The organism is Haloactinopolyspora alba (assembly GCF_003014555.1).
Lineage (GTDB): Bacteria > Actinomycetota > Actinomycetes > Jiangellales > Jiangellaceae > Haloactinopolyspora > Haloactinopolyspora alba.
On record NZ_PYGE01000026.1, the window covers coordinates 46209 to 72647 of the forward strand.

21 protein-coding genes are annotated in these 26439 nt (G+C 69.7%); 1 reads left to right on the plus strand and 20 read right to left on the minus strand.

Annotated features, from left to right (window positions below):
* Position 1 precedes the first annotated feature (1 nt).
* From hemL to CLV30_RS23485, 3 genes are all read right to left on the minus strand, one after another.
* Positions 2-1312, minus strand: coding sequence for a glutamate-1-semialdehyde 2,1-aminomutase (gene hemL, locus CLV30_RS23475; protein ID WP_106539673.1), 1311 nt, complete (start codon positions 1310-1312; stop codon positions 2-4).
* Positions 1313-1548: 236 nt separating this feature from the next.
* Positions 1549-3003, minus strand: a complete 1455-nt coding sequence (locus CLV30_RS23480; protein WP_106539674.1) for a catalase — start codon at positions 3001-3003, stop codon at positions 1549-1551.
* Positions 3000-3461, minus strand: a complete 462-nt coding sequence (locus tag CLV30_RS23485; RefSeq protein ID WP_420842021.1) for a Fur family transcriptional regulator — start codon at positions 3459-3461, stop codon at positions 3000-3002. The genes CLV30_RS23480 and CLV30_RS23485 overlap by 4 nt, the downstream gene beginning before the upstream one ends.
* 197 nt (positions 3462-3658) lie before the next feature.
* Here CLV30_RS23485 and CLV30_RS23490 point away from each other — a divergent pair, with 197 nt between their 5' ends.
* On the plus strand, positions 3659-5980 hold the full coding sequence (locus CLV30_RS23490; protein ID WP_106539675.1) for a hypothetical protein: 2322 nt from the start codon (positions 3659-3661) through the stop codon (positions 5978-5980).
* A 128-nt stretch (positions 5981-6108) separates the two neighbouring features.
* Here CLV30_RS23490 and CLV30_RS23495 read toward each other — a convergent pair whose 3' ends face one another.
* The 17 genes from CLV30_RS23495 to CLV30_RS26740 form a co-directional block, all read right to left on the minus strand.
* Positions 6109-6219 (minus strand): methionine/alanine import family NSS transporter small subunit, encoded by a 111-nt coding sequence (locus CLV30_RS23495; protein WP_106539676.1) that lies wholly within the window; start codon positions 6217-6219, stop codon positions 6109-6111.
* A complete protein-coding gene (locus CLV30_RS23500) occupies positions 6216-7748 on the minus strand; it encodes a sodium-dependent transporter (protein ID WP_106539700.1) in 1533 nt (510 codons plus the stop codon). The genes CLV30_RS23495 and CLV30_RS23500 overlap by 4 nt, the downstream gene beginning before the upstream one ends.
* 72 nt (positions 7749-7820) lie before the next feature.
* Complete coding sequence (gene hemB / locus CLV30_RS23505; RefSeq protein WP_106539677.1) at positions 7821-8801, minus strand: porphobilinogen synthase; 981 nt, start codon at positions 8799-8801, stop codon at positions 7821-7823.
* Between the two features lie 14 nt (positions 8802-8815).
* Complete coding sequence (locus tag CLV30_RS23510) at positions 8816-10426, minus strand: bifunctional uroporphyrinogen-III C-methyltransferase/uroporphyrinogen-III synthase (RefSeq protein ID WP_106539678.1); 1611 nt, start codon at positions 10424-10426, stop codon at positions 8816-8818.
* A 14-nt stretch (positions 10427-10440) separates the two neighbouring features.
* Positions 10441-11385, minus strand: coding sequence for a hydroxymethylbilane synthase (hemC, locus tag CLV30_RS23515; protein ID WP_106539679.1), 945 nt, complete (start codon positions 11383-11385; stop codon positions 10441-10443).
* Positions 11385-12761, minus strand: a complete 1377-nt coding sequence (locus CLV30_RS23520; protein ID WP_106539680.1) for a glutamyl-tRNA reductase — start codon at positions 12759-12761, stop codon at positions 11385-11387. Before CLV30_RS23520 ends, hemC begins: the two co-directional genes overlap by 1 nt.
* On the minus strand, positions 12758-13528 hold the full coding sequence (locus CLV30_RS23525; RefSeq protein WP_106539681.1) for a redox-sensing transcriptional repressor Rex: 771 nt from the start codon (positions 13526-13528) through the stop codon (positions 12758-12760). The genes CLV30_RS23520 and CLV30_RS23525 overlap by 4 nt, the downstream gene beginning before the upstream one ends.
* Before the next feature lie 138 nt (positions 13529-13666).
* Entirely contained in the window at positions 13667-15115 is a 1449-nt protein-coding gene (locus CLV30_RS23530) for a beta-N-acetylhexosaminidase (RefSeq protein ID WP_165358758.1), read from the minus strand.
* A complete protein-coding gene (locus CLV30_RS23535; RefSeq protein WP_211300109.1) occupies positions 15112-15372 on the minus strand; it encodes a glutaredoxin family protein in 261 nt (86 codons plus the stop codon). The genes CLV30_RS23530 and CLV30_RS23535 overlap by 4 nt, the downstream gene beginning before the upstream one ends.
* Positions 15373-15562: 190 nt before the next feature.
* A complete protein-coding gene (locus tag CLV30_RS23540; RefSeq protein WP_165358757.1) occupies positions 15563-17089 on the minus strand; it encodes a sulfatase family protein in 1527 nt (508 codons plus the stop codon).
* 138 nt (positions 17090-17227) lie between these two features.
* Complete coding sequence (locus tag CLV30_RS23545; protein ID WP_106539684.1) at positions 17228-18622, minus strand: sulfatase family protein; 1395 nt, start codon at positions 18620-18622, stop codon at positions 17228-17230.
* 126 nt (positions 18623-18748) lie between these two features.
* Positions 18749-20287, minus strand: coding sequence for an ABC transporter substrate-binding protein (locus CLV30_RS23550; RefSeq protein WP_129711119.1), 1539 nt, complete (start codon positions 20285-20287; stop codon positions 18749-18751).
* On the minus strand, positions 20275-21441 hold the full coding sequence (rhaI, locus tag CLV30_RS23555) for an L-rhamnose isomerase (protein WP_106539686.1): 1167 nt from the start codon (positions 21439-21441) through the stop codon (positions 20275-20277). Before rhaI ends, CLV30_RS23550 begins: the two co-directional genes overlap by 13 nt.
* Before the next feature lie 155 nt (positions 21442-21596).
* Positions 21597-22466: a carbohydrate ABC transporter permease gene (locus CLV30_RS23560; RefSeq protein WP_106539687.1), complete on the minus strand. Its 870-nt coding sequence runs from the start codon at positions 22464-22466 to the stop codon at positions 21597-21599.
* Between the two features lie 13 nt (positions 22467-22479).
* Entirely contained in the window at positions 22480-23331 is an 852-nt protein-coding gene (locus CLV30_RS23565) for a carbohydrate ABC transporter permease (RefSeq protein WP_205741109.1), read from the minus strand.
* A gap of 477 nt (positions 23332-23808) precedes the next feature.
* Complete coding sequence (locus CLV30_RS23570) at positions 23809-26199, minus strand: family 78 glycoside hydrolase catalytic domain (protein WP_165358756.1); 2391 nt, start codon at positions 26197-26199, stop codon at positions 23809-23811.
* Positions 26196-26439, minus strand: a 244-nt coding sequence (locus tag CLV30_RS26740; RefSeq protein ID WP_170119659.1) for a hypothetical protein, incomplete at its 5' end; no start/stop codon positions are given. The genes CLV30_RS23570 and CLV30_RS26740, both read right to left, overlap by 4 nt.

Below are 26439 nucleotides of genomic sequence, written 5' to 3' on the forward strand. Positions count from 1 at the left end.
CTCACACCTGCTCCCCCGCGTGCGCGGCCGCCTCGGCCGCCGCGGGCAGCGCCCGCGCGACGCGCTCGAGCGCACGGTCGTCGTGGGCGGTACTGGCGAACCAGACCTCGAACGCCGACGGCGGCAGGTACACGCCGGCGTCGAGCATCGCGTGGAAGAACGCGGTGAACCGCGCGGTGTCGGCCGCCTTGGCGCCGGCGAAGTCGCGCACGGGACCGTCGCCGTCGACGAAGAACACGCTGAACAGGTTTCCGGCGTACTGCACGACGTGCGGCACGCCGGCCTTGCGCAGCGCGTCGCCGGCGAGGTCGCCGACGGTCTTCGCCACCGAGTCGAGCCGGGCGTAGGCGGCGTCGTCGGCCAGGCGCAGCGTCGTGAGGCCGGCGGTGCTGGCCACCGGGTTACCGGCGAGCGTGCCGGCCTGATAGACCGGGCCGGCCGGCGCGAGCTGCGCCATCAGCTCGGCCCGCCCGCCGAACGCGGCGGCGGGGAATCCGCCGCCCATGACCTTGCCGAACGTGGTGAGGTCGGCGTCGACACCGTCGACACCGCGCCAGCCCGATCGGGAGACCCGGAAGCCGGTCATCACCTCGTCGAGGACCAGCAGTGCCCCGGCCGCGTGTGCGGTGTCGCGCAGGAACGCGTTGAACCCGTCCGCCGGCGGGACCGCGCCCATGTTCCCGGCCGCCGCCTCCCCGATGACGCAGGCGATCTGGTCGCCGTGCTCGGCGAAGGCCGCCGTGACCGCGGCACGGTCGTTGTAGGGAACCACGATGGTGTCGGCGGCCGACGCCTCGGTGACCCCGGGCGTTCCGGGCAGCGCCAGCGTCGCCACGCCGCTTCCGGCCGAGGCCAGCAGGGCGTCGACGTGCCCGTGGTAGTGCCCCGCGAACTTCAGCACCTTGCCGCGGCCGGTGGCGGCGCGCGCCACCCGGATCGCGCTCATGGTGGCCTCGGTCCCGCTGGTCACCAGCCGGACCTGATCGACACCGGTGCGCGCGACGATCTCTTCGGACAGCTCGACCTCGGGCCGGGTGGGTGTGCCGTACGAGGTGCCGAGCGAGACCTGGGCACGGACCGCCTCGACGACCTCCGGATGCGCGTGGCCGAGGATCATCGGCCCCCACGATCCGACCAGGTCGACGTACTCGTTGCCGTCGGCGTCGTACACGTACGGCCCGGAGGCTCGCTCGACGAACCGGGGCGTGCCACCCACGCCGCGGAAGGCCCGTACCGGCGAGTTGACCCCGCCCGGCGTCACCGACTGCGCACGCTCGAACAGTGCTGCACTACGCGGAACCTCGTTGCTCACCGGGCCATTCTCGCAATCACCCCACCCCGCCCTCGGACCGGGGCGGACCTGCCGAAATGATCACGTCCAGCATGGAATTCCATGCGTCACCACCCCTGCAGCCCTGGTGACGCGTGCAATCGCCTAGTGGTGGCTGCCCGAAGCGACGACGATGGCCCGCCCGACAAAGCACCGCGCCCGGCGGGAACAGCCCACGGGGCCTCCCACCGGGCGCGGTCACACGCTGTGCCGGGGCCTCAGCGCATCGCCTCGACGGCCTCCTGAACCCGCTTGCCCAGGGTCTCGTCGACGTTGCGCCAGTACTCGTACACCCGCTGCAGCAGATCGTCGCGGGTCACCTTGCTGACGTGCCCGGCGATGTTGGCCACGAGCCGGTCACGTGCGGCGTCGTCGAGCACCTCGCGGACCATCGTCCCGGCCTGGCCGAAGTCGTCGTCCTCGGCGTGCAGTGTCGCGGCCGTGCGGACCAGCTCGCCGTCGGACTCCCAGCCGGCGTCGCCGACCAGCGACGGGTCGGCCGCCGGCCCGCCGACGCTGTTGGGCGCGTAGACCGGCCGGTCCGGCGAGGCCCACGAGTACCGCATGGCGCCGTCCTTGGCGTAGGAGTTCGTCTCCGCCTTCGGCGCGTTGACCGGCAGCTGGGCGTAGTTGGTGCCGACGCGGTAGCGGTGCGCGTCGGCGTAGGAGAACACCCGGCCCAGCAGCATCTTGTCCGGACTGGCGGCGATGCCGGGCACGAAGTTGCTCGGCTCGAACGCGGCCTGCTCGATCTGGGCGAAATAGTTCTCCGGGTTACGGTCCAGCCGCAGCGTGCCGACCTTGATCAGCGGGTAGTCGCTGTGCGGCCAGATCTTGGTCAGGTCGAACGGGTTGAACCGGTACTCCGCGGCGTCGGCGTACGGCATGACCTGCACGTAGAGCGTCCAGCTCGGGTGCTCGCCGCGCTCGATCGAGTCGTAGAGGTCACGCAGGTGGAAGTCCGCGTCCTCGCCGGCGAGCCGGTCGGCCTCGTCGCCGGTGAGGTACTCGATGCCCTGGTCGGTCTTGAAGTGGTACTTCACCCAGAACCGCTCGCCGGCGGCGTTGATCCACTGGTAGGTGTGCGAGCCGTAACCGTTCTGGTGCCGCCAGGTGCGCGGCAGCCCGCGGTCGCCCATCAGCCAGGTGACCTGGTGCGCGCTCTCGGGCGAGAGCGTCCAGAAGTCCCACTGCATGTCGTGGTCGCGCAGGTTGGAGCCGGGAAGGCGCTTCTGCGACCGGATGAAGTCGGGGAACTTGATGGTGTCGCGGATGAAGAAGACCGGCGTGTTGTTGCCGACCAGGTCGTAGTTGCCCTCGGACGTGTAGAACTTCAGCGCGAACCCGCGCGGGTCACGCCACGTGTCGGGGCTGCCCTGCTCGCCGGCGACGGTGGAGAACCGCGCCAGCGCCTCGGTGCGAGCGCCGGGCTGGAACAGCGCCGCCTTGGTGTACTGGCTGACGTCCTCGGTCACTTCCAGCACACCGAAGGCGCCGCCGCCCTTGGCGTGCACGACGCGCTCGGGAACCCGTTCGCGGTTGAACTGCGCCAGCTTCTCGACCAGGTAGTGGTCGTGCAGCACGATCGGCCCGTCGGCCCCGACGGTCATCGAGTGCGCGTCGCTGGCGACCGGCGCTCCGGCGTTGGTGGTCGTGGGCGGGTTGGAGCTCATGCGTTCTCCTCGTTGGTGGGGACGGATGCGGTGGACTGGCACTCGCGGCACACCCCCCAGAACGTCACCTCGGCCTCGTCGACGACGAAGCCCTGGGCGGCTCCCGGGGTGAGACAGGGGACGGCCTCGCCGGCACACTCGACGTCGACGACGACGCCGCACGTCCGGCAGACCATGTGGTGGTGGTTGTCCCCGACACGGGTCTCGTATCGGGCGGCGGAGCCGGCGGGCTCGATGCGGCGCAGCAACCGCGCGTCGGTCAACGCGTGCAGCACGTCGTAGACGGCCTGGGTGGACACCGCGCCGAGGGAGGCCCGGACCTGCCGGGCGACGGTGTCGGCGTCGGCGTGCGGCATCCGCTCGAGCGCCAGCAGGACGCCGACGCGCGGGGCCGTCACCCGCAACCCGTGCGAGCGCAGCCGGTCGGCGGCATCGTCACGCAGCCGGTCGTCGAGCACCACGAGGCCGATCGTGGCAGAGTTTTCTGGAACGAGTCAAATATTTGACGTGGTCGTCACACGTTCCACCCGTACTCGGCGACGACGATCACCGGCGCGGCGATCGGCCCGTCCACTGGCCCCGGCCGACACGCACAGGTTAACGTCCGATGGCCGGTGTACCGGCGAGGCCAGACGGACGGGAGGCGGCCACCCGCGTGGATCACACCGATCGCGACGATCACAGCATCGACACCGGCCTGGGCGGACACACCGAGCTGCGCGTCCACGGTGTCAGCGGCTCCGCACCCGAGGACGTACTCGACCATCCGCTACTGAAACGAGTGGCCGGCGACGACCGCGCGGGCTTCCACCGCCGCTGGTACCCGGGCGGGCGATCGGCGGACCTGGACGCCGACCGGAGGCTCGAGGCGTACCGCTGGAGCGAGCTCACCTCCGGACACGCCGCACGCGCCGCGTGGTTGCTGCTACTGCCGTTCATGCTCGCCAACGCCGCACATTGGATGCTGCCCGGCAGCCGCCAGACCACGGGTCCGCAGCCGCAGCCGGCCGGGCGCGTCGCCGCGGCGATGCTACGGCTGTTCGCCCTGAGCCTGACCCTGCTGCTGATCCTCACCGCCGGTCAGGCCGCCGTCGACCTGGCCGCGTGGCAGTGCGGCGGCTACCCGCGCTGCGCGTCCTCGTCCTGGCTGCTCGCCCCGGTCCGGGACGGCTGGTTCTCGGGACCGGGCGGCCGCGTCGTCGCCGGCGCCGTCGTCCCGGCACTGGTGGTGCTGGCCATCGGCCTGCTCGGCCGCGACCACCTGCGCTCGGGCTCCGCCACGCTGCGTGCCGACGCCGACGCGCCCGACGCCCCGCTCACCTGGCCTCGGTTCTGGAGCGGCGACCCGGGCGCGCGGACACTGCGAGCCGCACACGTCGCCGCGGCCTCGGCCGCGCTGGCCGCGATCGTCGCCTGGCCGGCGACCACCCTGGCGGCATCCGGCGTCGGGCGGATCGTCGGCATCACGTTGTGCCTGTGCGCGCTGGCGGTGCTGCTCGCCGCCGCCGTGGTCGTCGTCGGCCGCCACGAACACGTCCACTCGACCGTGGCCGCCGTCCAGGCGCGACGCCTCGCGCTGAGCCTGCTCGCGCTCAGCGCCGTCTACTCGATGCTCGATCACGGACGCTGGGACCCGGCCGGACATCTACCCGGCTTGCGCCCGGCCGTGACGATCACCGTGAGCGTCGCGGCGGCGCTGGTCGTCCTGCTGGCTGTCGCGGTGGTCACGCGCCGTCCGTGGGCACGCGCTCGCGACGGATTCCGGCCCGCCATGCGCGGATTCGCCGCACCCGCCGTCACCGCCGGGGCACTGATGATCGCGGCGGGCTTCTCCGCCGGGCTGGTCTACCGGTTCGCCGACCTGCTCGGCTACGCCGTCATCAGGCAGAGCACCGCGGCCGCGGCGATCCGTCGCACCGAAACGGCCGTCGGCGACGAGTCGCTGTCCTTCGAGGCTCGCCGGACCGCCGCGGAGGCTCAGACGCCGTTGATCCTGCCGCCGTCGCTCGCCTGGGCGGGCGCGGCAGCGACCGGCATCATCATCGCGGTCGTCGTCGTGCTGGGTGTCGTCGCCGTCGGGGCTTGGCGACGGCTCGGGCCGCTCATGGAACGGGTCCGCCGCGAACACGGCGTCGCCGCCGGAGAGCGCGAGCAGCAGGTGCGTCGCGTCGCCAGGGCTGAGGTGCTGGCGACGCTGACGGACGGTGTCGGCCGGGTGGTCGCCCGCATCACGCTCACGGCGGGCGGCATCGTCGCTGCCGGGCTCGTCTACTCGATCGCGGTGGCCGACAGCGGACGGATCCTCGAGCAGTCGCCGTGGTCGGCCGTCACCGGTTTCGGGACCTGGGTCATGGGTGCCTTCGCCATCGGCCTGATCTCGCTCGCCTGGCAGACCGCCCAAAGCCCGGAGCTGCGCCGGACCGTCGGCACCCTGTGGGACATCGGCAGCTTCTGGCCGCGCGCGGCGCACCCGATGGCGCCGCCGTCGTACGGCGAGCGCGCCGTGCCCGAGCTCGCCCACCGGATCCGCCGCCTCGCTCTGTCCGAGCCGCGGGCACGCGTCGTGGTCTCGGCGCACTCGCAGGGGTCGGTGCTGGCCGCCGCGGCCGTGCTGCAGCTTCCGGACGACGCGGCCGCCCGGGTCGCGCTGCTGACGCACGGGTCGCCGCTGCGCCGCTTCTACGCCCGGTTCTACCCGGCGTACGTCGGACCGAACGCGCTGGAGACGTTGCGCGAGCATGTCGACGGCCGGTGGCGCAACCTGTACCGGCGCACCGACCCGATCGGCTCGTGGGTCCTGGACCCGCCGGGGGACGAGTTCCGGCGCGTCGACCGCGAGCTCCGCGACCCGGCGACCCTCGACCAGCCGGTGCTCGGGCATGCGGAGTACTGGGACGACCCGGCGTACGAGCCGGCGGTCGCCGGGCTTTTCACCACCTCGTCGCGCTGGCGGGCGTCAGACTCCGGGCCTGGGTGAACGGTCGGGGCGGATCTGTGCCTTCTGGCGGCCATCACCAGGCGTGTGCACGCGTCACGAGGCTTGCAAGGGTGGTGACGCATGGAATTCCATGCGGGACGTGATCATTTCCCGGGGCGCCCGGGCGGTCAGGAGTTGGGCTGGTCGGGGTGACGGCGCAGGTGGATGACGCTGACTGTCAGGCCGCCCCAGACGATCACGATCGCGATGATCAGCATCACGACGGCTCCGGTGCTCATGAGCGCCTTCCCTTCTCGGCCACGGGCAACTCCTCCGCGACGAAGTCGTCCGGGCGACGCCACGGGATCAGTGAGAGGACCACCGCCACGACGATCACACCGACTGCGACACCCCAGCCGATCACCAAGAAGCCGCTGGTGTAGTCGCCGTAATTCGCCTCGAACTCCTGCCTGAGGCTGTCGTACATCATCCAGCCCAGCACCACGGGTGTCACGACGCCGAGCATCACCTGCCACCACAGACCGACGTGAACGATCGACGTCGCGTTCGCGTGCTGACGCAGCGCGGGCACCTGACGCAGCACCCAGGCGACGACGACCACCATCACCAAGGCGGCGAGCGCGACGCCGTACGAGTTGATGAAGTGGTCGGCCACATCGAGGTACGGCAGCCCTTGCGCGGTCGAGAACAGCCCCACGGACAACACCGCCAGCACGCCGCCCACGATCAGCACCGCCGGCGTGCGGGCCATGCCGGTGCGGTCCTGTACGGCCGAGACCACCACCTGGACGATGCTGATGAGCGAGGTCAAGCCCGCCACCACCAGGGAGGCGAAGAACAGCACGCCGAAGAACCCGGCACCACCGGTCAAGGTCGAGATGATCTGCGGGAACGCGATGAACGCCAACCCCACGCCGGACTCGGCGACGTCGCCGACCGCTACGCCCGTCGATGCGGCCATGAAACCCAGTGCGGCGAAGACGCCGATACCGGCGAGGATCTCGAACGAGCTGTTCGCGAACCCAGCCACCAGCGCCGAGCCGGAGAGGTCGGCCTTGCGGTGCAGGTGCGACGCGTAGGTGATCATGATGCCGAAGCCCACGGACAGCGAGAAGAAGATCTGGCCGTACGCCGCCACCCAGACGCCGCCGTCGGTGATGGCGTCCCAGTCGGGCGAGAACAACGCGTCGAGGCCGAGCTCCGCGCCGTCGAGCGTGACGGCGCGTACCACGAGGATGCCGAACAGCACCGCCAGCAGCGGGATGAAGACCATGTTCAGGCGCTGGATGCCCCGGCGCACACCGAACAAGAGCACCACGATGACGACCACCCAGACCGCGACGAGCGGCCACGCCACGCCGGACACGTAACCGGTGATGCCGCCGGGCTCGCCTGCCTGGATGAACTCACCGCTGAAGAACCCGGCCGGGTCGTCGGCCCAGTCCTGGCCGACGGAGAAGCCGGCATAGCGGACCGCCCAGGCGATGATGACGGCGTAGTAGGCGGCGATGACGAAGCTCACTCCCACCTGCCACCAGCCGATCACCTCCGCGCGCGGATGCAACCGGCGGAAAGCCAGCGGCGGCGAACCGCGGAACCGGTGCCCCATGGTGTAGGCGAGGATGAGAACCGGGATGCCCGCGGTCAGCAGGGCAACCAGGTACGGCAGCAGGAACGCCCCGCCGCCGTTGTCGTAGGCCACATACGGGAATCGCCAGATGTTGCCCAGCCCGATGGCCGAGCCGATGGCGGCGAACAGGAAGCCGGCACGGCTTCCCCACTGTTCACGCTCCTGTTGCTGCTGCATCACTGTTCCTCACGCCAGCGTCGTGGCGACACTCTAGCTGCCACTGGCGCGGCAGACGAGGAACACGCGCCGCTACCGGCTGCGCAATCGGTGCGCGACGTCGACGGCGCCGTAGGTCAGCACGATGTCGGCGCCGGCGCGGCGGATCGAGGTCAACGCCTCGAGCATCGCCCGGTCGCGGTCGATCCAGCCCCGTTCCGCGGCAGCCTCGATCATCGAGTACTCGCCGGAGATCTGGTAGGCGGCAACCGGAACGTCGACCTGCTCGCGGACGCGCGTCACGACGTCCAGGTAGGACATGGCCGGCTTGACCATCACGACGTCGGCGCCCTCGTCGATGTCGAGGGCGGTCTCGCGCAGCGCCTCGACCGCGTTGGCGGGGTCCTGCTGGTACGTCAGCCGGTCGCCCTGCAGCGAGGACTCCACGGCGTCGCGGAACGGGCCGTAGAAGGCCGAGGCGTACTTCGCCGCGTAGGCCAGGATGGCCACGTCGGTGTGCCCGGCACCGTCCAGGGCGCTCCGCACGACGCCGACCTGCCCGTCCATCATCCCGCTCGGGGCGACGACGTGGACCCCGGCCTCGGCCTGGGCGAGCGCCATCTGGGCGTAGACCTCGAGCGTCGCGTCGTTGTCGACCGTGCCGTCCGACGACAGCACGCCGCAGTGGCCGTGGTCAGTGAACTCGTCGATGCACAGGTCGGCCATGATCACGGTGGCGTCGCCCACCTCGGCGGCGACCTCGCGGATGGCGACGTTCAGCGGGCCGGACGCCGTCACCCCGCGCGAGCCGCTGGCGTCCTTGTGCTCGGGGATCGCGTACAGCATCAGCCCGCCGACCCCGGCCTCGACCGCCTCGACGGCGGCTTTGCGCAGCGATTCCATGGTGTGCTGCACCACGCCCGGCATGGACGGGATCGGCCGCGGCTCGGTGGCGCCCTCGTGCACGAACATCGGCAGCACCAGGTGCCGTGGCTCCAGCGAGGTCTCGGCGACCATCCGGCGCATCGCCGGGGTGGTCCGCAACCGCCGCGGCCGGACGTTCGGGTAGCCCATCACGTGACCCTATTCTACTGTGCGGTCTTGCGCCGGGCGCCGGACCTGCGCCGTTGCGACGGTTTGAGCACCGGCTCGCCGGCCTCGACCATCGCCAGCCGGCGTGAGGAGCCGAACTGCGCCAGCGCGTCGGCCACCGCCTCGACCGAGGGCTCCGGCGACAGCACGTCGACGCGCAGCCCGTGCTCCTCCGCGGTCTTCGCCGTCGCCGGGCCGATGCACGCGACGACGGTGGTGGCGTGCGGCTTGCCGGCGATGCCGACGAGGTTGCGCACCGTGGACGACGAGGTGAAGACCACCGCGTCGAACCTGCCGGTCTTGATGGCGTCGCGGGTCTCGGCCGGAGGCGGGGCCGCACGCACCGTCCGGTAGGCGGTCACGTCGTCGACCTCCCAGCCCATCTCGTTCAGGCCGGCCGCGAGCGTCTCGGTGGCGATGTCGGCGCGCGGCAGGAACACCCGGTTGATCGGGTCGAGGACCTCGTCGTACGGCGGCCAGTCGGCCAGCAGCCCGACCGCGGACTGCTCGCCCGAAGGCACCAGGTCGGGTTCGATGCCCCAGGAGCGCAGCGACTCGGCGGTCTTCTCGCCCACCGCGGCGACCTTGAGACCGGACAGCGCCCGCGCGTCGAGGCCGTACGCCGTGAGCTTCTCTCGCACCGCGCGCAGCGCGTTGACGGAGGTGAACGCGATCCACTCGTACCGGCCCTCGACCATGCCGCGCACGGCCTTGTCGATCTGCTGCGGGTTGCGGGGCGGCTCGACCGAGATGGTCGGCACCTCCTCCGGCACCGCGCCCGAGGAACGCAGCGCCGTGGACAGCGCGCCGGCCTGCTCCTTCGTCCTCGGCACGAGCACGCGCCAGCCGAACAGCGCCTTCGTCTCGAACCAGGACAGCGCCTCGCGCTGATCGACGGCGTCGCCGACGATGACGACGTAGGGCGGCTCGGTCTTGGCGGCTCGCACGTCGACGCCGACGTCGGCCAGCGTCGACACCACGGTCTGCTGCTCGACCGTCGTCCCGGAGCTCACCACCGCGACCGGCGTGGACGGCACGCGGCCGGCGTCGACCAGAGCCTCGGCCACGTGTGCGAGCTGTTCGGTGACGCCCGTCAGCACCAGCGTGTCGGCACTGGACGAGCGCAGATCGATCTTGCCGCCGACATCGACGAGCTGGACACTGCGCCGGCGCCCGGCCACCAGCGGGACGCCCGCGTGGGTGGAGACCGACGTCGCGGTCGGCACGCCGGCCACCACCTCGAACGGCACGCCCGACTTGGCGCACGCCAGCGCCTCGTCCGCGCCGGTCGCGTGGCTGAACGGGTCACCGCCCAGCAGCCGGACGACGCGCTTTCCGGACTTGGCGGCCTGCACGACGCGGCGGCCCCGCGCCGCTGCCGTGAGTGTCACGCCCTCGTCGTCGACGCCCACGTCGACGACATCCGCCTCGCCGGGCGCGTGTGCGAGACCCGCGTGCTGCGCCGACTCGTCGACGATCACCACGTCGGCCCCTTCGAGCACCTCGACGGCCCGTAGCGTGAGTAGCCCCGGGTCGCCGGGGCCGGCGCCGACGAACGCGACGCCACCTTCTTCGGTGCGCTCCTGCGCACGTCGCGGAGTTGTCACGAGACTATCTCCTCCTACGACGCCGACTCGGCGGCGTCGACGACTGCCCCGGCACCGTCGGCGAGCAGTTCCTGCGCGAGATCACGCCCGAGCTGCTCGGCCCTACCGATCGGGCCGGTGGCTGACTTGCGGATGCTCACCGCACCGTCGCGGGACGCCACGACCGCACGGAGATAGAGCTCGAGGCCTGACTCTCCCTCGGCCGCCTCGGCGTAGGCCCCGACGGGGGCCGTACAACCGGCCTCGAGCACGGCGAGGAGGGAACGTTCAGCAGTGACGCCGGCGCGGGACGCGGGATCGTCGAGCGCGCGCAGCGCATCGGCGATGCCGGCGTCACCGGCCCGGCACTCCACGGCCAGCGCGCCCTGCCCCGGCGCCGGCAGCACCTGGATCGGGTCGAGCACTTCGGTGATCTCGTCCAGCCTGCCCAGCCGGGCGAGCCCGGCGCGGGCGAGCACGACACCGTCGACCTCGCCGCTGGACACTTTCGACAGCCTGGTGTCGACGTTTCCGCGCACCCCGACGACGTCGAGGCCCAGGCCCAGCGCCCGCAGCTGCGCCTCGCGGCGCGGCGAGCCGGTGCCGAGCCGGGCTCCGGACGGCAGATCGGCCAGCTTGAGCCCGTCCCGTGCGCACAGCACGTCCCGCGGGTCCTCGCGATGCGGGACGGCGGCCAGCGCCAGACCGTCGGCGGCCGCCGTGGGCAGGTCCTTCAGCGAATGCACCGCGACGTCGACGCGGCCGTCCAGCAGCGCCTCACGCAACGCAGTCACGAACACGCCGGTCCCGCCGATGGACGCCAGCGGCGCGGTCGACTGGTCACCCCGGGTGCTGATCTCGACCAGCTCGACGTCGTGACCCACCCGGCGCAGCGCGTCGGCGACCGACCGCGCCTGCGTCATGGCCAGCGTGCTGGCACGCGTGCCGAACCGCAGCGGCGCCGTGCTCGTGTCCGCCATCACGCGTCCCTCCCGTCCTGTGCGCCCTGGTCGGGCCGGGCGACGGCGTCGATCGAGCGGCGGTCGAGCGCGAACAGCTCGCGCAGCGCCGCCTCGTACGAGGCGCCGTCGGGTTCGGCGGCCAGCTCCTTGACCCGGACGGTAGGCGCATGCAGCAGCTTGTCGACGACGCGGCGCACGGTCGTGGAGACCTCCGCACGGCTGCGCTCGTCGAGGTCCGGCAGCCGCCCGGCCATCCGGGACAGCTCGGCGTCGACGACGTCGTCGGCCATCGTCCGCAGCGCCACCACGGTGGGCGCGACCTGCGCGACTCTCCTGGCGGTCGCGTAGCCGGCGACCTCCTCGGTGACGATGGCGCGCACCGCGTCGACGTCGTGCGCCAGCGAGCTGGCGTCGGCGACGTCGTCGTCGGCCGCCTCGCTGAGCCGGGACAGGTCGGCCAGCACCACCCCGGGCAGGTCGCCGACGTCACCGTCGACGTCACGCGGCAGCGCGAGATCGACGACGCCGAGCGGACGTCCGCCACGGCGCGCCGCCGCCTGCTCGACCAGCTCGTACGGGAGCACGACACCGGTCGCTCCGGTGCACGACACGACCAGGTCGACGTCGTCGAGCGCGTCCGGTACACCGCTCATCGGGACCGCCCGCCCGGAGACCGACGCGGCGAGGCGCTCGGCACGTTCCGGTGTGCGGTTGGCCACGACGACGTCGGCGCCCTCACGCTGCAGGGTGGTCGCGGCGAGCGCGGCCATCGACCCGGCCCCGATCACCAGGGCGCGCGTCCCGCGGACCAGCTCGCGCCAGGTCGCCCCGCCGAGCCGGCCGGCGGCCCAGCCCTCGACCGCCACGGACGGCATGACCCGGGCCAGGCCGAGCGTGACCAGCGACCGTCCGGCGTCGTCGATGCCGGTCTCGGCGTGTGCGCGCTTGCCGACGCGCAGCGCCGTCTGGAACAGCTCGGTGAGCCCGCGTCCGGTCGCCCCGGACGTCTGGGCGAGCCGGAACGCGTCCCGGACCTGCCCGAGGATCTGCGTCTCGCCGACGACCATCGAGTCGAGACCGCTGACCACGTGGAACAGGTGCGACACCGCGCGCTCGCCGTAGTGCACGTAGAGGTACGGCGTGAGCTGCTCGACGGGAACGCCGGTGTGCGCCGACAACAGCGTGCTCGCCTCGTCGACGCCGCCGTGGAAGGTCGCGGTGTCGGCGTACAGCTCGAGCCGGTTGCACGTGGCGACCACGACCGCCTCGGCGAGGTGGTTCGACGTCGGGAGCTCGTCCAGGATCTTGGCGACGGCGTCCTGGTCGAGCGCGACGCCCTCGAGCACCTCGACCGGCGCGGTCCGGTGCGACAGGCCGACGGTCAGCACGCTCATCCGTTCACCGCCTCCGCGAGTTCGGCCGCCTGTTCGGCGGTGAGGGCCAGCGCGGCCCCGTTCTTACGCTGTTCGTGGTACGCGAGGATCTGCAGCTCGGTGGACAGGTCCACCTTGCGCAGGTCCACACCGTCACGCACCTGGACGATCGCCGGTGCGAAGTTCAGGATGCTGGTGACGCCGGCCGCGACGAGCCGGTCGCACACCGTCTGCGCGGCCCGCGCCGGCGTGGCGACCACGCCGATGGAGATGCGCAGCTGCTGGATCAGGTCCTCCAGCTCGTCCGCGTGCCGGACCTGGAGGCCGGCCACCTCCTCGCCGGCCCGCTTCGGATCCGCGTCGACGAGCGCGGCGATGCGGAACCCGCGGGAGGCGAAGCCGCCGTAGTTGGCCAGCGCGTGCCCGAGGTTACCGATACCGACGATGACGACCGACCAGTCCTGGGTCAAGCCGATCTCACGCGAGATCTGGTGCCGGAGGAAGTCCACCTCGTAGCCGACACCGCGGGTGCCGTACGAACCGAGGTAGGACAGGTCCTTGCGCAGCTTGGCCGAGTTCACTCCGGCCGAAGCGGCCAGCTCCTCGGACGAGACGGTGGCCACGCCGCGCTCGGCGAGCCCGGTGAGGGCGCGCAGGTAGAGCGGCAGCCGCGCCACCGTGGCCTCGGGCACCCCGCGCGGCGGTGCCACTGCAGGCGTCGGCGACGGAGTCGGGCGGCTGGTTCGGGTCACGGCACTCCCCGGTCGGCCGGTGGGGAAGCGCACCATGCGGGGGCGGTGCCGTTGCCCGAACCGGCGGAACGTACGATGCGCCCCACCCTAGGACACTTGTGAACCCGTGCACAAAGTTGCCAAACGCGCCACCTTCTTGTAATGGGACGATCGCCACGAGGGCGATCGGACGCGTCACGTGTCCCAGTCGACCTGTGGTGACCGGTGGAACGTCGCCCCCATCGCCTGCCACGTCCGCCCGTGCGCACGGATCCGCCCACGGAAGTCGTCCCATCCGCGCCGCGCCGCCGGTGTCCACCCCACCTCGGCGACGGCCGGCATACGGGGCAGCAGCATCGTCTCGACGTCCGGCATGGTGACGATCGTCTCGGTCCACAACGGCGCTTCCACCCCGACGACGGACGTCTCGTCCACACCGTCGACGACGGTCGCCGGATCCCAGTCGTAGGCGTCCCGCAGCTCGACGCAGCCGGCCCAGTCCTGCCCGAGCGGAAAGTCCGGGTGGTACTTCATGTCGAGATACACGTTCGTCGCCGGCGAGACGACGAGTCCGGCACCGGCGCTCGCCGCACGCGCGGCGTGCTGCGGAACACGGTGGTCCCAGTACTGCACCAGCGCCTCCGGTCCCAGGTCCGCGCGGGCGATCTCCTGCCAGCCGACTACCCGCTTGCCGTGGCCGGCGACGACCGGCAGCGCCGCGCGCATGAACGCGGCGTAGTCGTCTTCGGTGGTGCTCAACGCCTCGTCGCCGCCGATGTGCAGATAGTCGCCGGGGGTGAGCGCCGCCAGCTCGGCCACGACGTCCTCGACGAACGCCGTCGTCGCCGCCGATCCCGCGCGCAGCGAGCTGAACCCGACGTCCGTGCCGGTGTAGGGCGTCGCCTCGGCGCGGGTGGCCGACAGCTCCGGGTAGGCGGCGATCGCCGCCTGAGTGTGACCGGGCATGTCGATCTCGGGCACGATCGTCACGAACCGCTGCGCGGCGTAGGCGACGATCTCACGGTACGCCTCCTGCGACAGGTACCCGCCGGCGCCGCCGCCCACCTGCGTCGACGCGCCCACGCGCGTGAGCTCGGGGCGGCGGAACACCTCGAGGCGCCATCCCTGGTCGTCGCTCAGATGCAGGTGCACCACGTTGATCTTGTAGAAGGACACCAGGTCGATGAAGCGCTCGATGTCCGCGGCGCCGAAGAAGTGCCGGGCGACGTCCAGCATCGCGCCGCGCCAGGCGAACCGCGGAACGTCGCGCACCCGGGCGGCCGCCACGGCGCGCTCATGCGGGTCGAACAGCTGCCGGACCGTCTGCGTGCCGTAGAACAGGCCCGCGGGTGCGTCGGCACGGACCGCCACGCCGGCGGCGTCCGAGACGACGGTGTACCCCTCGGCGCCGAGGCCGGAGCCGTCGGCCCGGCCGACGGTGATCGCCGCGCCGGTGTCACCGGGACGGACCGGCACCGGTAGTCCGGTGGCGGCGCGCACGTGCGCGGCGAGCTGCTCGGCGACCCGCACCGACTCGGCGTCCGGGTCCGGCCCCACCGCGGTGGACCCGTCGAGAACGAACGGCGCGCCACCGGACTCGATCTCGGCGGGCAACGGCACCACCGGCGGGTTCGGTGTCGTCACGCGAGCGCCCCGCGCAGCCGCTGCTCGTCGACCAGCCAGAAGTCGTGTCGCTCCCCGTCGACGAACGTCACCGGAATCTGCTCGGCGTAGCGGTGCTCCAGGTCGGGATCGTCCAGGATGCTGCGCTCCTCCCAGGAGACGCCGAGATCCGCGCACACGCGCTGGATCACCACCCGCGCGTCGTCGCACAGGTGACACCCTGGCCGGCCCAGCATCAGGACCCGTGGTTCCGGCATGTCACTCGCTTCCGTCGTCACGTCACGACCATAAGCGGTGTGGCCCCGGGGCGAACGGCTGGTGGGGTCGTGTCCATGGCGCGGACGGGCGACGTACGCGAGCTGGTGCGACCGACACGTGCGCGCTCGTCCTTCACGGCCCGTGGGACGTCGGCCCGCACAACTCGCCGATGTGCCCCGTGGCCATCACGCAGCAGGGGTCCGCAACGCCTCAGCCGGCGGGCTCGTAGTGGACGTCCGCGGGCTCGCCGGGGAAGCCGGTCACCCCGCGCGAGCGATCGAACTGATACGCCCGCCCGAGCGGCCACACCTCGTACTCGAACGTCCGCAGGCCACCGTCGGCGAGGGCGGCGGTCACGCCTTCCGCCTCGAGCTGGGCCAGCAGCGCGGCCTGTAGCCGGTCGGCGACGTCTGGCCGGTCGTCGATCGCGCACAACTCGTCGGGGTCGGAGGCGACGTCGAACAGGAGACGACGGCCGCCGTTGGCCATCCAGATCAGCTTGTACCGGCCCTCGCGGACCATCGCCTTGAAACGCAGTGTCCCCGGGTTGCCGTGATAGCCGAACAACCGTTCCCGCGGCGCGGCGTTGCCCGTGAGGTATCCCAGGACGTCGGTCCCCTGTCGCAGTTCCTGGGCACCCGCCGCGGTCGTGGCGATCCCGAACAGGTCGGTCAGGCAGACGAGCGCGTCGTCACGCGTCCCACCGGTTATCCGTGCGGGCCAGCTCACCAGGAACGGCACCCGTGCGGACGCCTCGAAGAAGCTCTCCTTCTGCCAGCCGCGATGGTCGCCGAGCATGTCGCCGTGGTCGGCATAGAAGCAGATCACGGTGTTGTCGGCGTCGGGCCGTCGTTCGATCGCGTCGAGGAGGCGCCCGATGCACGCGTCGATGTAACTGATCTCGCCGTAATACCGGGCCTTGAGGGAGCGGGCTCGCAGGTCGTCGACGTCCTCGGCGAAAATCATGTGGTTCATCCACGGAATGTGCTGGTCGAGGTGGTCGATCTCAGCGTCGCCGACGACCGGCGACGGCATCCGATCCGGGTCGTACATCCGGTTGTACGGCAGCGGCGGAGCGAACGGCGGGTGCGGCCCGATGTACGACACGAAGCCGAACCACGGGCGGTCGTCACCGGACTCGATCAGCTCGACCGCCCGGTCGGTCGCCCAGGACTCCACCGTTGCCTCGGCGGGCAGCGGGCTCATCTGTGGCATGTAGTACATCTCGCTGCGCTCGCCCATGAGCGCTTCGATCCAGTTGAACTCCGGATGCTCACGGGCGATCCAGGCGGCGTAGGCGTCACCGGCCCGTGCCTCCGGATCTGCGTACATCTCCTCGCTGTGCAGCTGTGTCTCGAAGCCGACCGGAGCGTTCCACGGCATCGTGTGGAACTTGCCGACCCCGAATGTGCGATAGCCCAGCCCGGACATCGTCTCCGCCAACCACGGACCGCAACGCTCGCGTACCGCGTCGTGGCCGCCCGGCGGCACCCCGTTGCTGAAGACCCCCGTGCGCGTCGGCTCCGACCCGGACCGGATCGTGTATCGCGCCGGCACGCACACCGGGCACGTCGAGTAGCCGTTCGTGAACGACACGCCCCGCTCGACGAGCCGGTCGAGATTCGGCGTCTCGACCGGCGAGTTGCTCAACGCCCGGATCGTGTCGAAGCGCTGCTGGTCGGTCATCACGAACAGGATGTTCGGCCGGCCGGCACCGGCCCCACTGTCGTCGGTCATAACGTCCATCCGTCCATCTCCGGCCGAAAGACCGGCCGCCTCCGAGTCTTGATTCGATTCATCCTGACCTTACGAGCGCAACGGGTCGTTCACCGGTTTCCTGCGGTCGCTGTCCGCGCCCTCGTCGGTCGGGCTACGTCAGACGTCGGCCGGAGTCGGTCCCACCGCATCGAAGCCGCGCTGCCGGGCGTCCCACGCTTCGCGCATGCCGACGTGGTCGATCAGCTCCTCGGTCGGAAGGAACGGGTCACCGACGCGCTCGAGGAAGGCACCGAGCTCGTGCGCGAGTCCGAGCCGGGTCTGCTCATGCGCGGGCTCGTCGATCAGGTTCGTCCGCTGCCACGGATCCGTGTCGTTGTCGAAGAGCAGCCACGGCTTGCGGCCGGGCACCTCGGCGTAGGTGTACCGCTCGGTCCGCACAGCCCGCCACTCCGACGCGTTCTGCCGGACGGCCTCGTCCATGACGGCCGTGTTGCCCAGGAACACCGACGACAGCCCGTCCCCCTCGCCGCGCAGCGGTCCCGACACGTCCGTTCCCTCCATGGCCGGCGGCACCGGCAGCCCGGCCAGCGCCAGGATCGTCGGGGCGAGGTCGACGGTAGCGACCGGCGACTCGAACGTGGTGCCGGCGGGCAGGTCGCCGGGCGCCCGCACGATGAGCGGGACGTGCACCGACTCCTCGTACGGCAGCTGCTTCTTCATCCACCCGTGCGCCCACAGCATGTCGCCGTGGTCGGACGTGAAGACGACGATCGTGTCGTCCCGGCGCCCCAGCCGCTCCAGCGTCCGCGTCAGCCGGGCGAACTGTTCGTCGAGCGCAGTGATCGCCGCGTAGTAGTCGGCGATCGTACGGCGCGTGTCGAGTCCGTCGGCCAGCGGGTTGTCCGTGGCCGTCACGACGTTCGGTGGCAGCGTGACGTCCTCCGGCGAGTACTGCTCGCGGAACCGCTCCGGGACCATGTCGTACGGGTCGTGCGGCGGCCCCCACGACAGCGCCAGCAGGAAGGCGTCGTCGTCATCCAGCCCGGTCAGGAACTCCTCGGCGAGATCGGTCTGCACCTCCGGCTCGTACCGCTGCTGCACGATCGCCTCCGGCTCGTCGCGGAAGTACTGCGTCGTGAAGTAGTCGTGGGTGCAGTTGTACGAGGCCCAGAAGTCGAAACCCTGGCGGCGGGGGCCCGGCGGTGTGAACCGCGACCGCGGCACCCCGTCGAGGTGCCATTTGCCGACGTAACCCGTCCGGTACCCGGCATCGGCGGCGACGTTCCCGATCGTGTCGAACGCCGCTGCCAGCGGGAGATCGTTCCCTACGGTGCGGTGGGTCGTGGGGTACAGCCCGGTGAGCAGGCTCGCACGATTCGGCGTGCACACCGGCACCGTCGCGTAGCAGTGCGTCGCCCGAACCCCGTCCGCGGCCAGCGCGTCCAGCGCCGGGGTGCGCACCTCCGGGTTGCCCGCGCACCCCATGTCCCGACCTCGCATCTGGTCGGCGAACACGAGCAGGATGCTCGGACCTCGCGATTGCTGCGCCACGTAACCTCCTTCGATACGGGCCTACCAGGCCCGGCGATGCCCACTGTCAGGCGGTGACGGGCCGGCCGGGCGTGCAAACGCTCACCCGGCCGGCCCGTCACCGGTCGTGCTGATGCGGCCGACGGCTCAGCCCTGCGCCCAGTCCTCGGTCCAGCCGCCTTCATCCGCCTTTTCCTTTGCCCATGCGTCCCAGTCGGAGTCCATCTCGGCGAGTTTGTCGTCCAGCGACTTCGACTCGAGCAGGAAGCCTTCGAAGCGCGGTTGGCCGGCCTTGGACTTCGGGCCGAACGAGGTTTGCTTGAACACCGGCGTTGTGAACCACTCCCCGCTCGTCAAGTTTTCGAGACCGGGCGCCGCTTCCGCGTCGTTGGTCGCCGGGATGCCGCCGGAGGCGTCGAGCCACGGCTGACCGTGCTCTGGGCTGGTCGCGAACTGGAGGAACTTGATCGCAGCGTCGAGCTTCTCACCCTCCGTGGTCGCCGGGATCATGTAGTTGGTGCCACCGACACCGGCGCCGAACTGGGCCGGCTGACCCGTGGCGAACTCACTGTCCTGCTTCGTGATGGTCGGGAACGGCATGGTCCCCCATTCCCAGTCGACCTCCTTGAGGTTCGGGGCGGCGAAGTTCGTGCCGTAGGCGATCGCAGCCCGACCTCCCACGAAATCGTCGTGCCCGACGAACGACGCCCCGCCGGAGATGCCAGACCAGTTCGGCGTGGCGCACTTGTCGAAGACCTCCTTGAGCAGGCGCAACGACTCCGCGACTTCGGGCGTGTCCTTCGGGTCGAACTCGCCGGTCAGGATGGCCTTGGCCAGGCTCTTGCTCGAGAGCTGCAGCGCCGTGCCGGGCTCGTTGTTCGCTCCGAACTGGTTCAACTCGTCGGCGTACTTGTGGAACAGCATCGGTGCGATCATGTTGTAGGTCCAGCCCTGACCGAGGTGGCTCTGGTCCATCGACAGCGGCACGTAGCCTGCGTCCTTGATGTCCTCGCACGCGTCCATGAACTCGCCATACGTCTCGATCGGCGCCTCGACGCCCGCCTCAGCAAGGATGTCGGCGTTGTAGTACAGGCCGACGATCACCAGGTTGAACGGGATGAACTCGTAGTCGCCCTTGACGTTGCGAGCGCGAGTGGATTTCGGCCCGAAGTAGTCTTGGTTGAACAGATCGAGCCACTTCTCGTTGCCCTCGACGTACGGATTCGGCTGCTCGAGGTACTCGTTCAGCGAATGGACTTGCTCCGGCTCGTGTGGAACCTGTTTGAAGACCAGTTCCGGCGCGGTACCAGCGGACAACTGGGTTGACAGCGTCTGCCCGAACTCCGCGAGGGGCAGGACGGTGGTCTCGACGTTGATGCCCGGCTCTTCCTTCTCGAACCGGGCGACGAGGTCCTCCCACGCCGGGCCGAAGCTCGCCGGGTCGTTGTTCCACTGGTTCGGGCCGGACAAGGTGATGGTGATCTCGTCACCATCACCTTGTCCGGAGTCGCCGCCACAGGCGGCGGCTACGAACGTCATCGCGGCGAGCGCCACAACGCTGACAGCGCGCCGGCGTTGCGCACGAGACCGCAAACGGGAAACGGACATGATAGCTCCTCTTTCCTCGACACCTCGACGGTGAGTGTGCTGGATTCCGGTCTTGATGACGTGGGTCAGGCACCCCAACCCGCAGGCACCCCGTCCTTACGGGCCTCGGTGACCCGATCCAGGTAGCCCGACCGGGAGAATGCCTCCAACGGGTCGGGGTCGAGCCCACCGTTTCGCCGGATCTCGGCGAGCAGTGGACGGACGTCAGTGTTATAGGCGTCCATCAGAACCGCGTTCGCCCCGAGAACGTCGCCGGAGACCTGCGCGGCGGTGAGCGCATCCGCGTCGACCAGCAGCGCCTTGGCGGTCGCTTCCTGGACGTTCATGACCGACCGGATCTGGGCCGGGATCTTGGGCTCGATGTTGTGGCACTGGTCGAGCATGAAGTTGATGCCGCTGTCCGGCGTCGTGGCGCCGGCCTGCACGATCTCGTGCATGATCCGGAAAATCTGGAACGGGTCGGCGGCACCGACCATGAGGTCGTCGTCGGCGTAGAACCGCGAGTTGAAGTCGAACGCCCCGAGCTTGTTCTCGCGGAGCAGGAACGCCACGATGAACTCGATGTTCGTGCCAGGCGCGTGGTGGCCGGTGTCGACGCAGACCACAGCTTTCTCGCCGAGCCTGAGGCAGTGCGCGTACGACGTGCCCCAGTCCGGAACGTCGGTCGTGTAAAAAGACGGCTCGAACAGTTTGTACTCGAGCAGGATGCGCTGGTCCGGACGTAGCGCAGCGTAGACCTCGTCCAGGGCCTCGGCGAGCCGGTCCTGTCGCGTCCGGATGCTGTCCTGCCCCGGGTAGTTCGTGCCGTCGGCGAACCAAAGCTTCACGTCGCGGGAACCGGTCGCGTTCGCGATCTCCACACACTCGAGAAGGTGGTCGGTGGCCTTACGACGGACCTTCGGGTCCGGGCTGGTGACGCTGCCGAGCATGTAGTCGTCGTCCTGGAAGACGTTGGCGTTGATCGCGCCGATCCGCACGCCGCGATCGGCGGCGTGTACGGCGAGTTTCTCGTAGTCGTCGACCTTGTCCCACGGAATGTGCAGCGAAACGATCGGAGCCGCGCCGGTGAACGCGTGAACCTGGGCGGCATCGTCGATCTTCTCCTCCGGAGTCCGTGGCACCCCGGACTGGGAGAACACCTTGAATCGGGTGCCGGAGTTGCCGAACGCCCACGACGGCAACTCGATCTCCTGTGCGCCGAGAATCTCGGCGGCCCTCGCTCGGTTCGTCATCTATGTCCTCCCCGCTGGTTTACCTTCGATCACAAGAACGTTTCATTCAGCTCTGCTGGTACAGATTTGGCCGATATACTCACCATGTCAAAGGAGCTGGCGAGCACGTAACCTTGTTGACTGGCCGGAACCGGCCACGCCGCTGTTGATCCGATTCAGTGCGAGCCGGGCAGGCCGCCCTGGACGCCGGCCAGGAAGTACTTCGACAGGAACGTGAACAGGAGTAGGAGCGGAAGGCTGGCCAGCAGGTAGCCCGCGAACATCGGGCCGTACTCGGTGCCCGATTGGCCGTTGAAGAACAACAGCCCGACCGACACCGTGCGCAGCTCGTCCTCGGTGATGGTCAGCAACGGCCAGAAGAAGTCGTTCCACACCCCGTTGATCGTGATCAACGCGACAGTGCCGATCACCGGCAGCGACAGAGGCGTCATGACCGACCTGAACAGCCGCGTCGCGTTGGCGCCGTCGACGCGGGCCGCGTCGAACAACTCCTGTGGAATGCCTTCGATGAACGTCTTCATCAGAATCGTCCCGATGACCACGCCGTTGGCCACGTGCGGGATGATCAGAACCGCGTACGTATTGAGCAGGTCGAAGTCGCGCATCATCACGAACAGCGGGATGAGGCTGGTGATGTTCGGCACCATCATCAGGGAGGCGATCATCACGAAGAAGAACTTGCGACCTGGGAACGAGTAGCGAGCGAAAACGAAGCCCGCGACCAGCGACAGCGCCACGATGCCGATGATCGAGAAGGCCGCCACGACGACCGACGCGATCATGTACGGCTGGATCTGCTCCCATGCGGTCGCGTAGTTCTCGAAGTGAAAGGGCAGTACCGGCACCCAGTAGTTCTCCGCGAACTGCAGGTTGTCTTTCACCGACGTGCCGAGAGCGAACAGGTACGGAAACAGGCTGACGAACACCAGCACCGAGAGAGCGGCCTTGACACGCCACTGCCGGGCGGGCTTCCTCCGGGCTCGCGGCGCGGTGGTCGGGGGCACGGAAAGCGTTGCGTTGCTCATGCGGTCGGCTCCCTCACAGGCCTTTGGCGTTGGTGGATGAATCGGACCGCTTCACGAAGACCACGACCGTGCTCAGCACCATGGTGAACAGGAACAGCGTCGTCGACAGGGTGGCGGCGTAGCCCCAGTCCTGCCCCTGGAAGGCCACGTTGATCATCCGTAGCACCGGCACCATCGTCGCGTTGTCCGGTCCGCCGGCAGTCACGATGTAGGCCATGAAGCCGTACTGCAGCGTGTGGATGACGGCCAGGAAGAACAGCAGCTTCACCTGGCGGGCCATCAGCGGAAGGTCGATCGACCAGAATCGGCGCACGCGGTCGACGCCGTCCAGCGCGGCCGCTTCGAAGAGCTCCTTCGGGATGTTCTGCAGCGTCGAGTAGAAGATCAGGAACGGCAAGCCGGCGATGAACGGGAAGCCGATGAACAGCAACGACCACAGCGCGAACGATGGATCGCCGGCCCAGTTCTGCGCCCAGCTCCCCAGACCGACGGCCGTGAGCACCTTGTTGATCACACCATTGTTCGGGTGGTACATGAACGACCACACCAGCGCGGTCACCACGCCCGGAAACGCCATCGGCACGATCAGCAGTGTCCGATACACGAACTGAGCCCGCTGACTCCGCAACGTGACCAGCAGTTCGGCCGCGAACAACGGGATCACCCACGCCACCACACCGAAGGCGAAGATGAACCCGAGATTCTTGAACGACTGCCACCAGATCTCGTCGTCCATCATCCGCGAGAAGTTGTCGAGTCCGATGAACGTCGACTCCATTCCCGGATTCCACTCATAGAACGACCGGAAGATCCCGCTGAACGCGGGGTAGTACTGGAACAGGGCCAGGACGACGATCAGTGGCAATAGGGCGAGATAGACGAGCCACGGGATCTTTCGGCGCCGCCTACCTCCGGTGGGCTCGGGTCCACGGACCGGTGAGGCGGCAGGAGGCGCGTCTGTCGTTGCCACCATATGAGTCCTCCGTCGACGATCAAGGCGCGCTGCAGCGCCGGTTTAAACGATTCAGTCATTGTTGGGGATCGGGCCAACGGTGTCAAGTGCGTGTTACCGAGATGTGTGCTTCACGATCTTTCGCCCGGGCACGCTCCGTCGGAGCCAGCTGTTATCGGGTTCTGATCGCGCACCGCCCAGGCATTGACCCGGCGCTTCTAGGGCATGAACAGACCCTCTCAGTCAAGATTCCTGTCCGAGAACCCTGGTACACCCCGCTGCCGCCGATACCACAGCGCAACGACGGACGTTCCACTCAGCATCGCCGTGGTCCGCGGTGCCGACGCCCGGACTGAGGGTCGCCGGCACCGCACACCTGGGTCGTCTGAGTCAGTCAGCGGCCTGCTTCAGGACCGTGACGTCGGCACCTTCGGGTACATCGACGGTGATCCCGTCGGGGACGCGGAGCGTCGTCGCACCGGAACGGTGGGTGGCCTGGACGTCTCCGAACGGCGTGGGCCAGGCGACCTCCGCGTCCGGCATCTCCGGGGCTGGGTCCAGCGTGATCCGGTGGCAGCCTGGTTCGACGATCCGGATCGCCAGTAGGTCCCGGATCAGGAACTCGGCTGGGTAGGCGGACCATGCGTGCGAAAGCGAGCGCAGGAATCCGGTGAACGCCCCGCTGCGCCGGTCTCCGTCGGTGCTCCACTGCTCCCACGTCGACGTGGCGCCCTGGTCGACCATGAGGCGCACCCAACGATCACGGACGATCCCCAGTCCCAGGTCGTAGCGTCGATGGCGGGCGAGGGCGCGGAGCACCACCGAGGTGAAGAACGGCTCGGCCTGGATTCTGGGCTGGGTGTCCTTCTCCCAGAGCGTACGGATCACACTCGCGGCGGTGTCGTCGTCGAGTAGATCCCACAGCAGTGCGGCGGCATTGCCCTGTTCGCTCACCGTCTCCGACAGTTGGCCGTCGATGTCGGCGTCGACCACGACGCCGCGGCCGGCGTCGAAGAGTCGCTTCTGGAATGACGTACGGACGCCGTCGTCGAGGTCGCGAGCCCAGTGGCCGGTCCACGCGTCGCCCTTGAGGTCAGCCATCTCAGCCACGGTGCGTAGGGCGGCGCTGAACAGAGCGTTGACGGTCGCGTTGGCTCCGCGGCGCTCGACCGCGGCCCAGTCGACGAAGATCGGGTCGGACAGGTCGGCGACCAGCCCGCCCGGATCGACGTGGGCGGCAAAGTACTGCAGGACCCGTACGGCGACCGGGTAGAGCTCGTGCACGATCTCGGCGTCGGCGGTGTAGCGGTAGTACTCCCACAGCGCGAGCACCCACCACAGCGAATAGTCGACAAGGTGCGCGTTGTGCGGTGGGAACACCACGTTCGTGACATTGGGCAGGACGCCGCTCGGCATCTGCCCCGCGGCGGACTGACGCAGGAACTTCGCAGCGAGCGCGGTGTCTCCGAAGCAGGAATAGATCCCGCCCAGCGTTACCGCCGCGACATCGCCGACCCACTGCGCCGACTCCCGCCACGGGGTGTCCATGATCGCGTCGATCGAACACAGCTGGATGGTGTCACGGCTGATCTCGAACAGCGTGTCCAGGCCGGCGTCGCCGCTGCGGAACGTCCCGCGTCGCTCGAACGGGTACTCCACGATCTCGGCGCGCAGCCCGTCGATCGTCATCGGCTCGTACGCGTCGTACACCCGCAGCCGGAGATAACGGAACGCCTGCCAGTCATGGGTCCGCAACTCCTGTCGCCCACCGGCGGTGACGAACCGGTCGGCAAACGGTGCCTCGATGGAGTTGTTGAATCGGCCGTCGATGAGTCGCTCGACGTACCCGAGGTCGACGGTCACGCCCGCCGGCCCATCGACGGTGAGCACCACGTGGCCGGTAATGACGCGCCCGAAGTCGAGGGTCAGACACGGTTCCATGATCGTGCCACCGCCACGTAGGTGATCGGTGCTGCACTGCACCGTCACCGGGCCACCAGACGTGAGGCCGTCCGCGCCGTCGACCACGGTGGCCCGCACGGGCACTCCGGCCTGGCTGAGCAGGGGAGCGCTGCCGTGCGGGACGTGGCGATGCGCGATCGCGGTGCACTCCTCGACCGTGGTCACCTGCACCGGGTGGGCGATGCGGCGGCGAGGAAACGGGATGTCCCGGGTGACCAGCCGGGTCCACGGCAGTGCCGCGCCGGGTCGGGGCTCCGGGCCGAAGATCGACCCGATCGCGCCGATCAGGCTCGCCGCCGGCCAGGCCGTGTCGTCGAATTCGGGGCTGCGCCAGTCCGGGTCCCCGAGCTTGCGGGTGTCCAGGACATGGGCGAATGGCCGGAGCTTGTTGGCGTGGAAGAACGGTGTGTCGACCGCGTATTCGTGGGCGGTGTCCACCCGCCAGTCCGCTCCGGTGGCCGACACCACCCGGCCCTGGCCATCGACGATCTCGGCCAGGAGCCCGCCCCGGGTCAGGTGCGGATGTACACCGAGATGATGGACCAGCACCGCGATCGTGTTCGACCCACTCCGTGGGTCGAGATCGTACTCGTCGACGTACTTGTAGTCCGGTGTCGACGCCGGTGGGCCCTCACCGATGAGCTCACCGTTCAACCACGCCTGGTAGCTGAACTCCGCGGTGATCCGAAGCCGGAGACCGTTCGGACGGTCACCGGCGTCGAAGGTGGCGCGGAACCGCCGCCACTGGTTGCGCTCGTTCCCGTCGTCGGCGCTCCAGACCCAATACCCGGTCCACGGCCGTTCATGGTTGGTCGTCACAGCCATCCCATCTTGTCGATCTGGAATCGTCCGCCCCAATCGTCCGACGAGCCGAGGCCGCGGAAGCTGACTTCGATCTTCGTGATCGAGGACCGATGTTCCCAGTCGCTGACGTCGGCGGAGAGCAGATTCCACCTGTTGGGCCGGTAATCGGACGCCTGACCCTCGATCATCTGGTCGCCGGACCAGACGCGGACGATGGCCTCGTAGTCGGAGATCCCGAGGCCGGCGGCGCCGTAG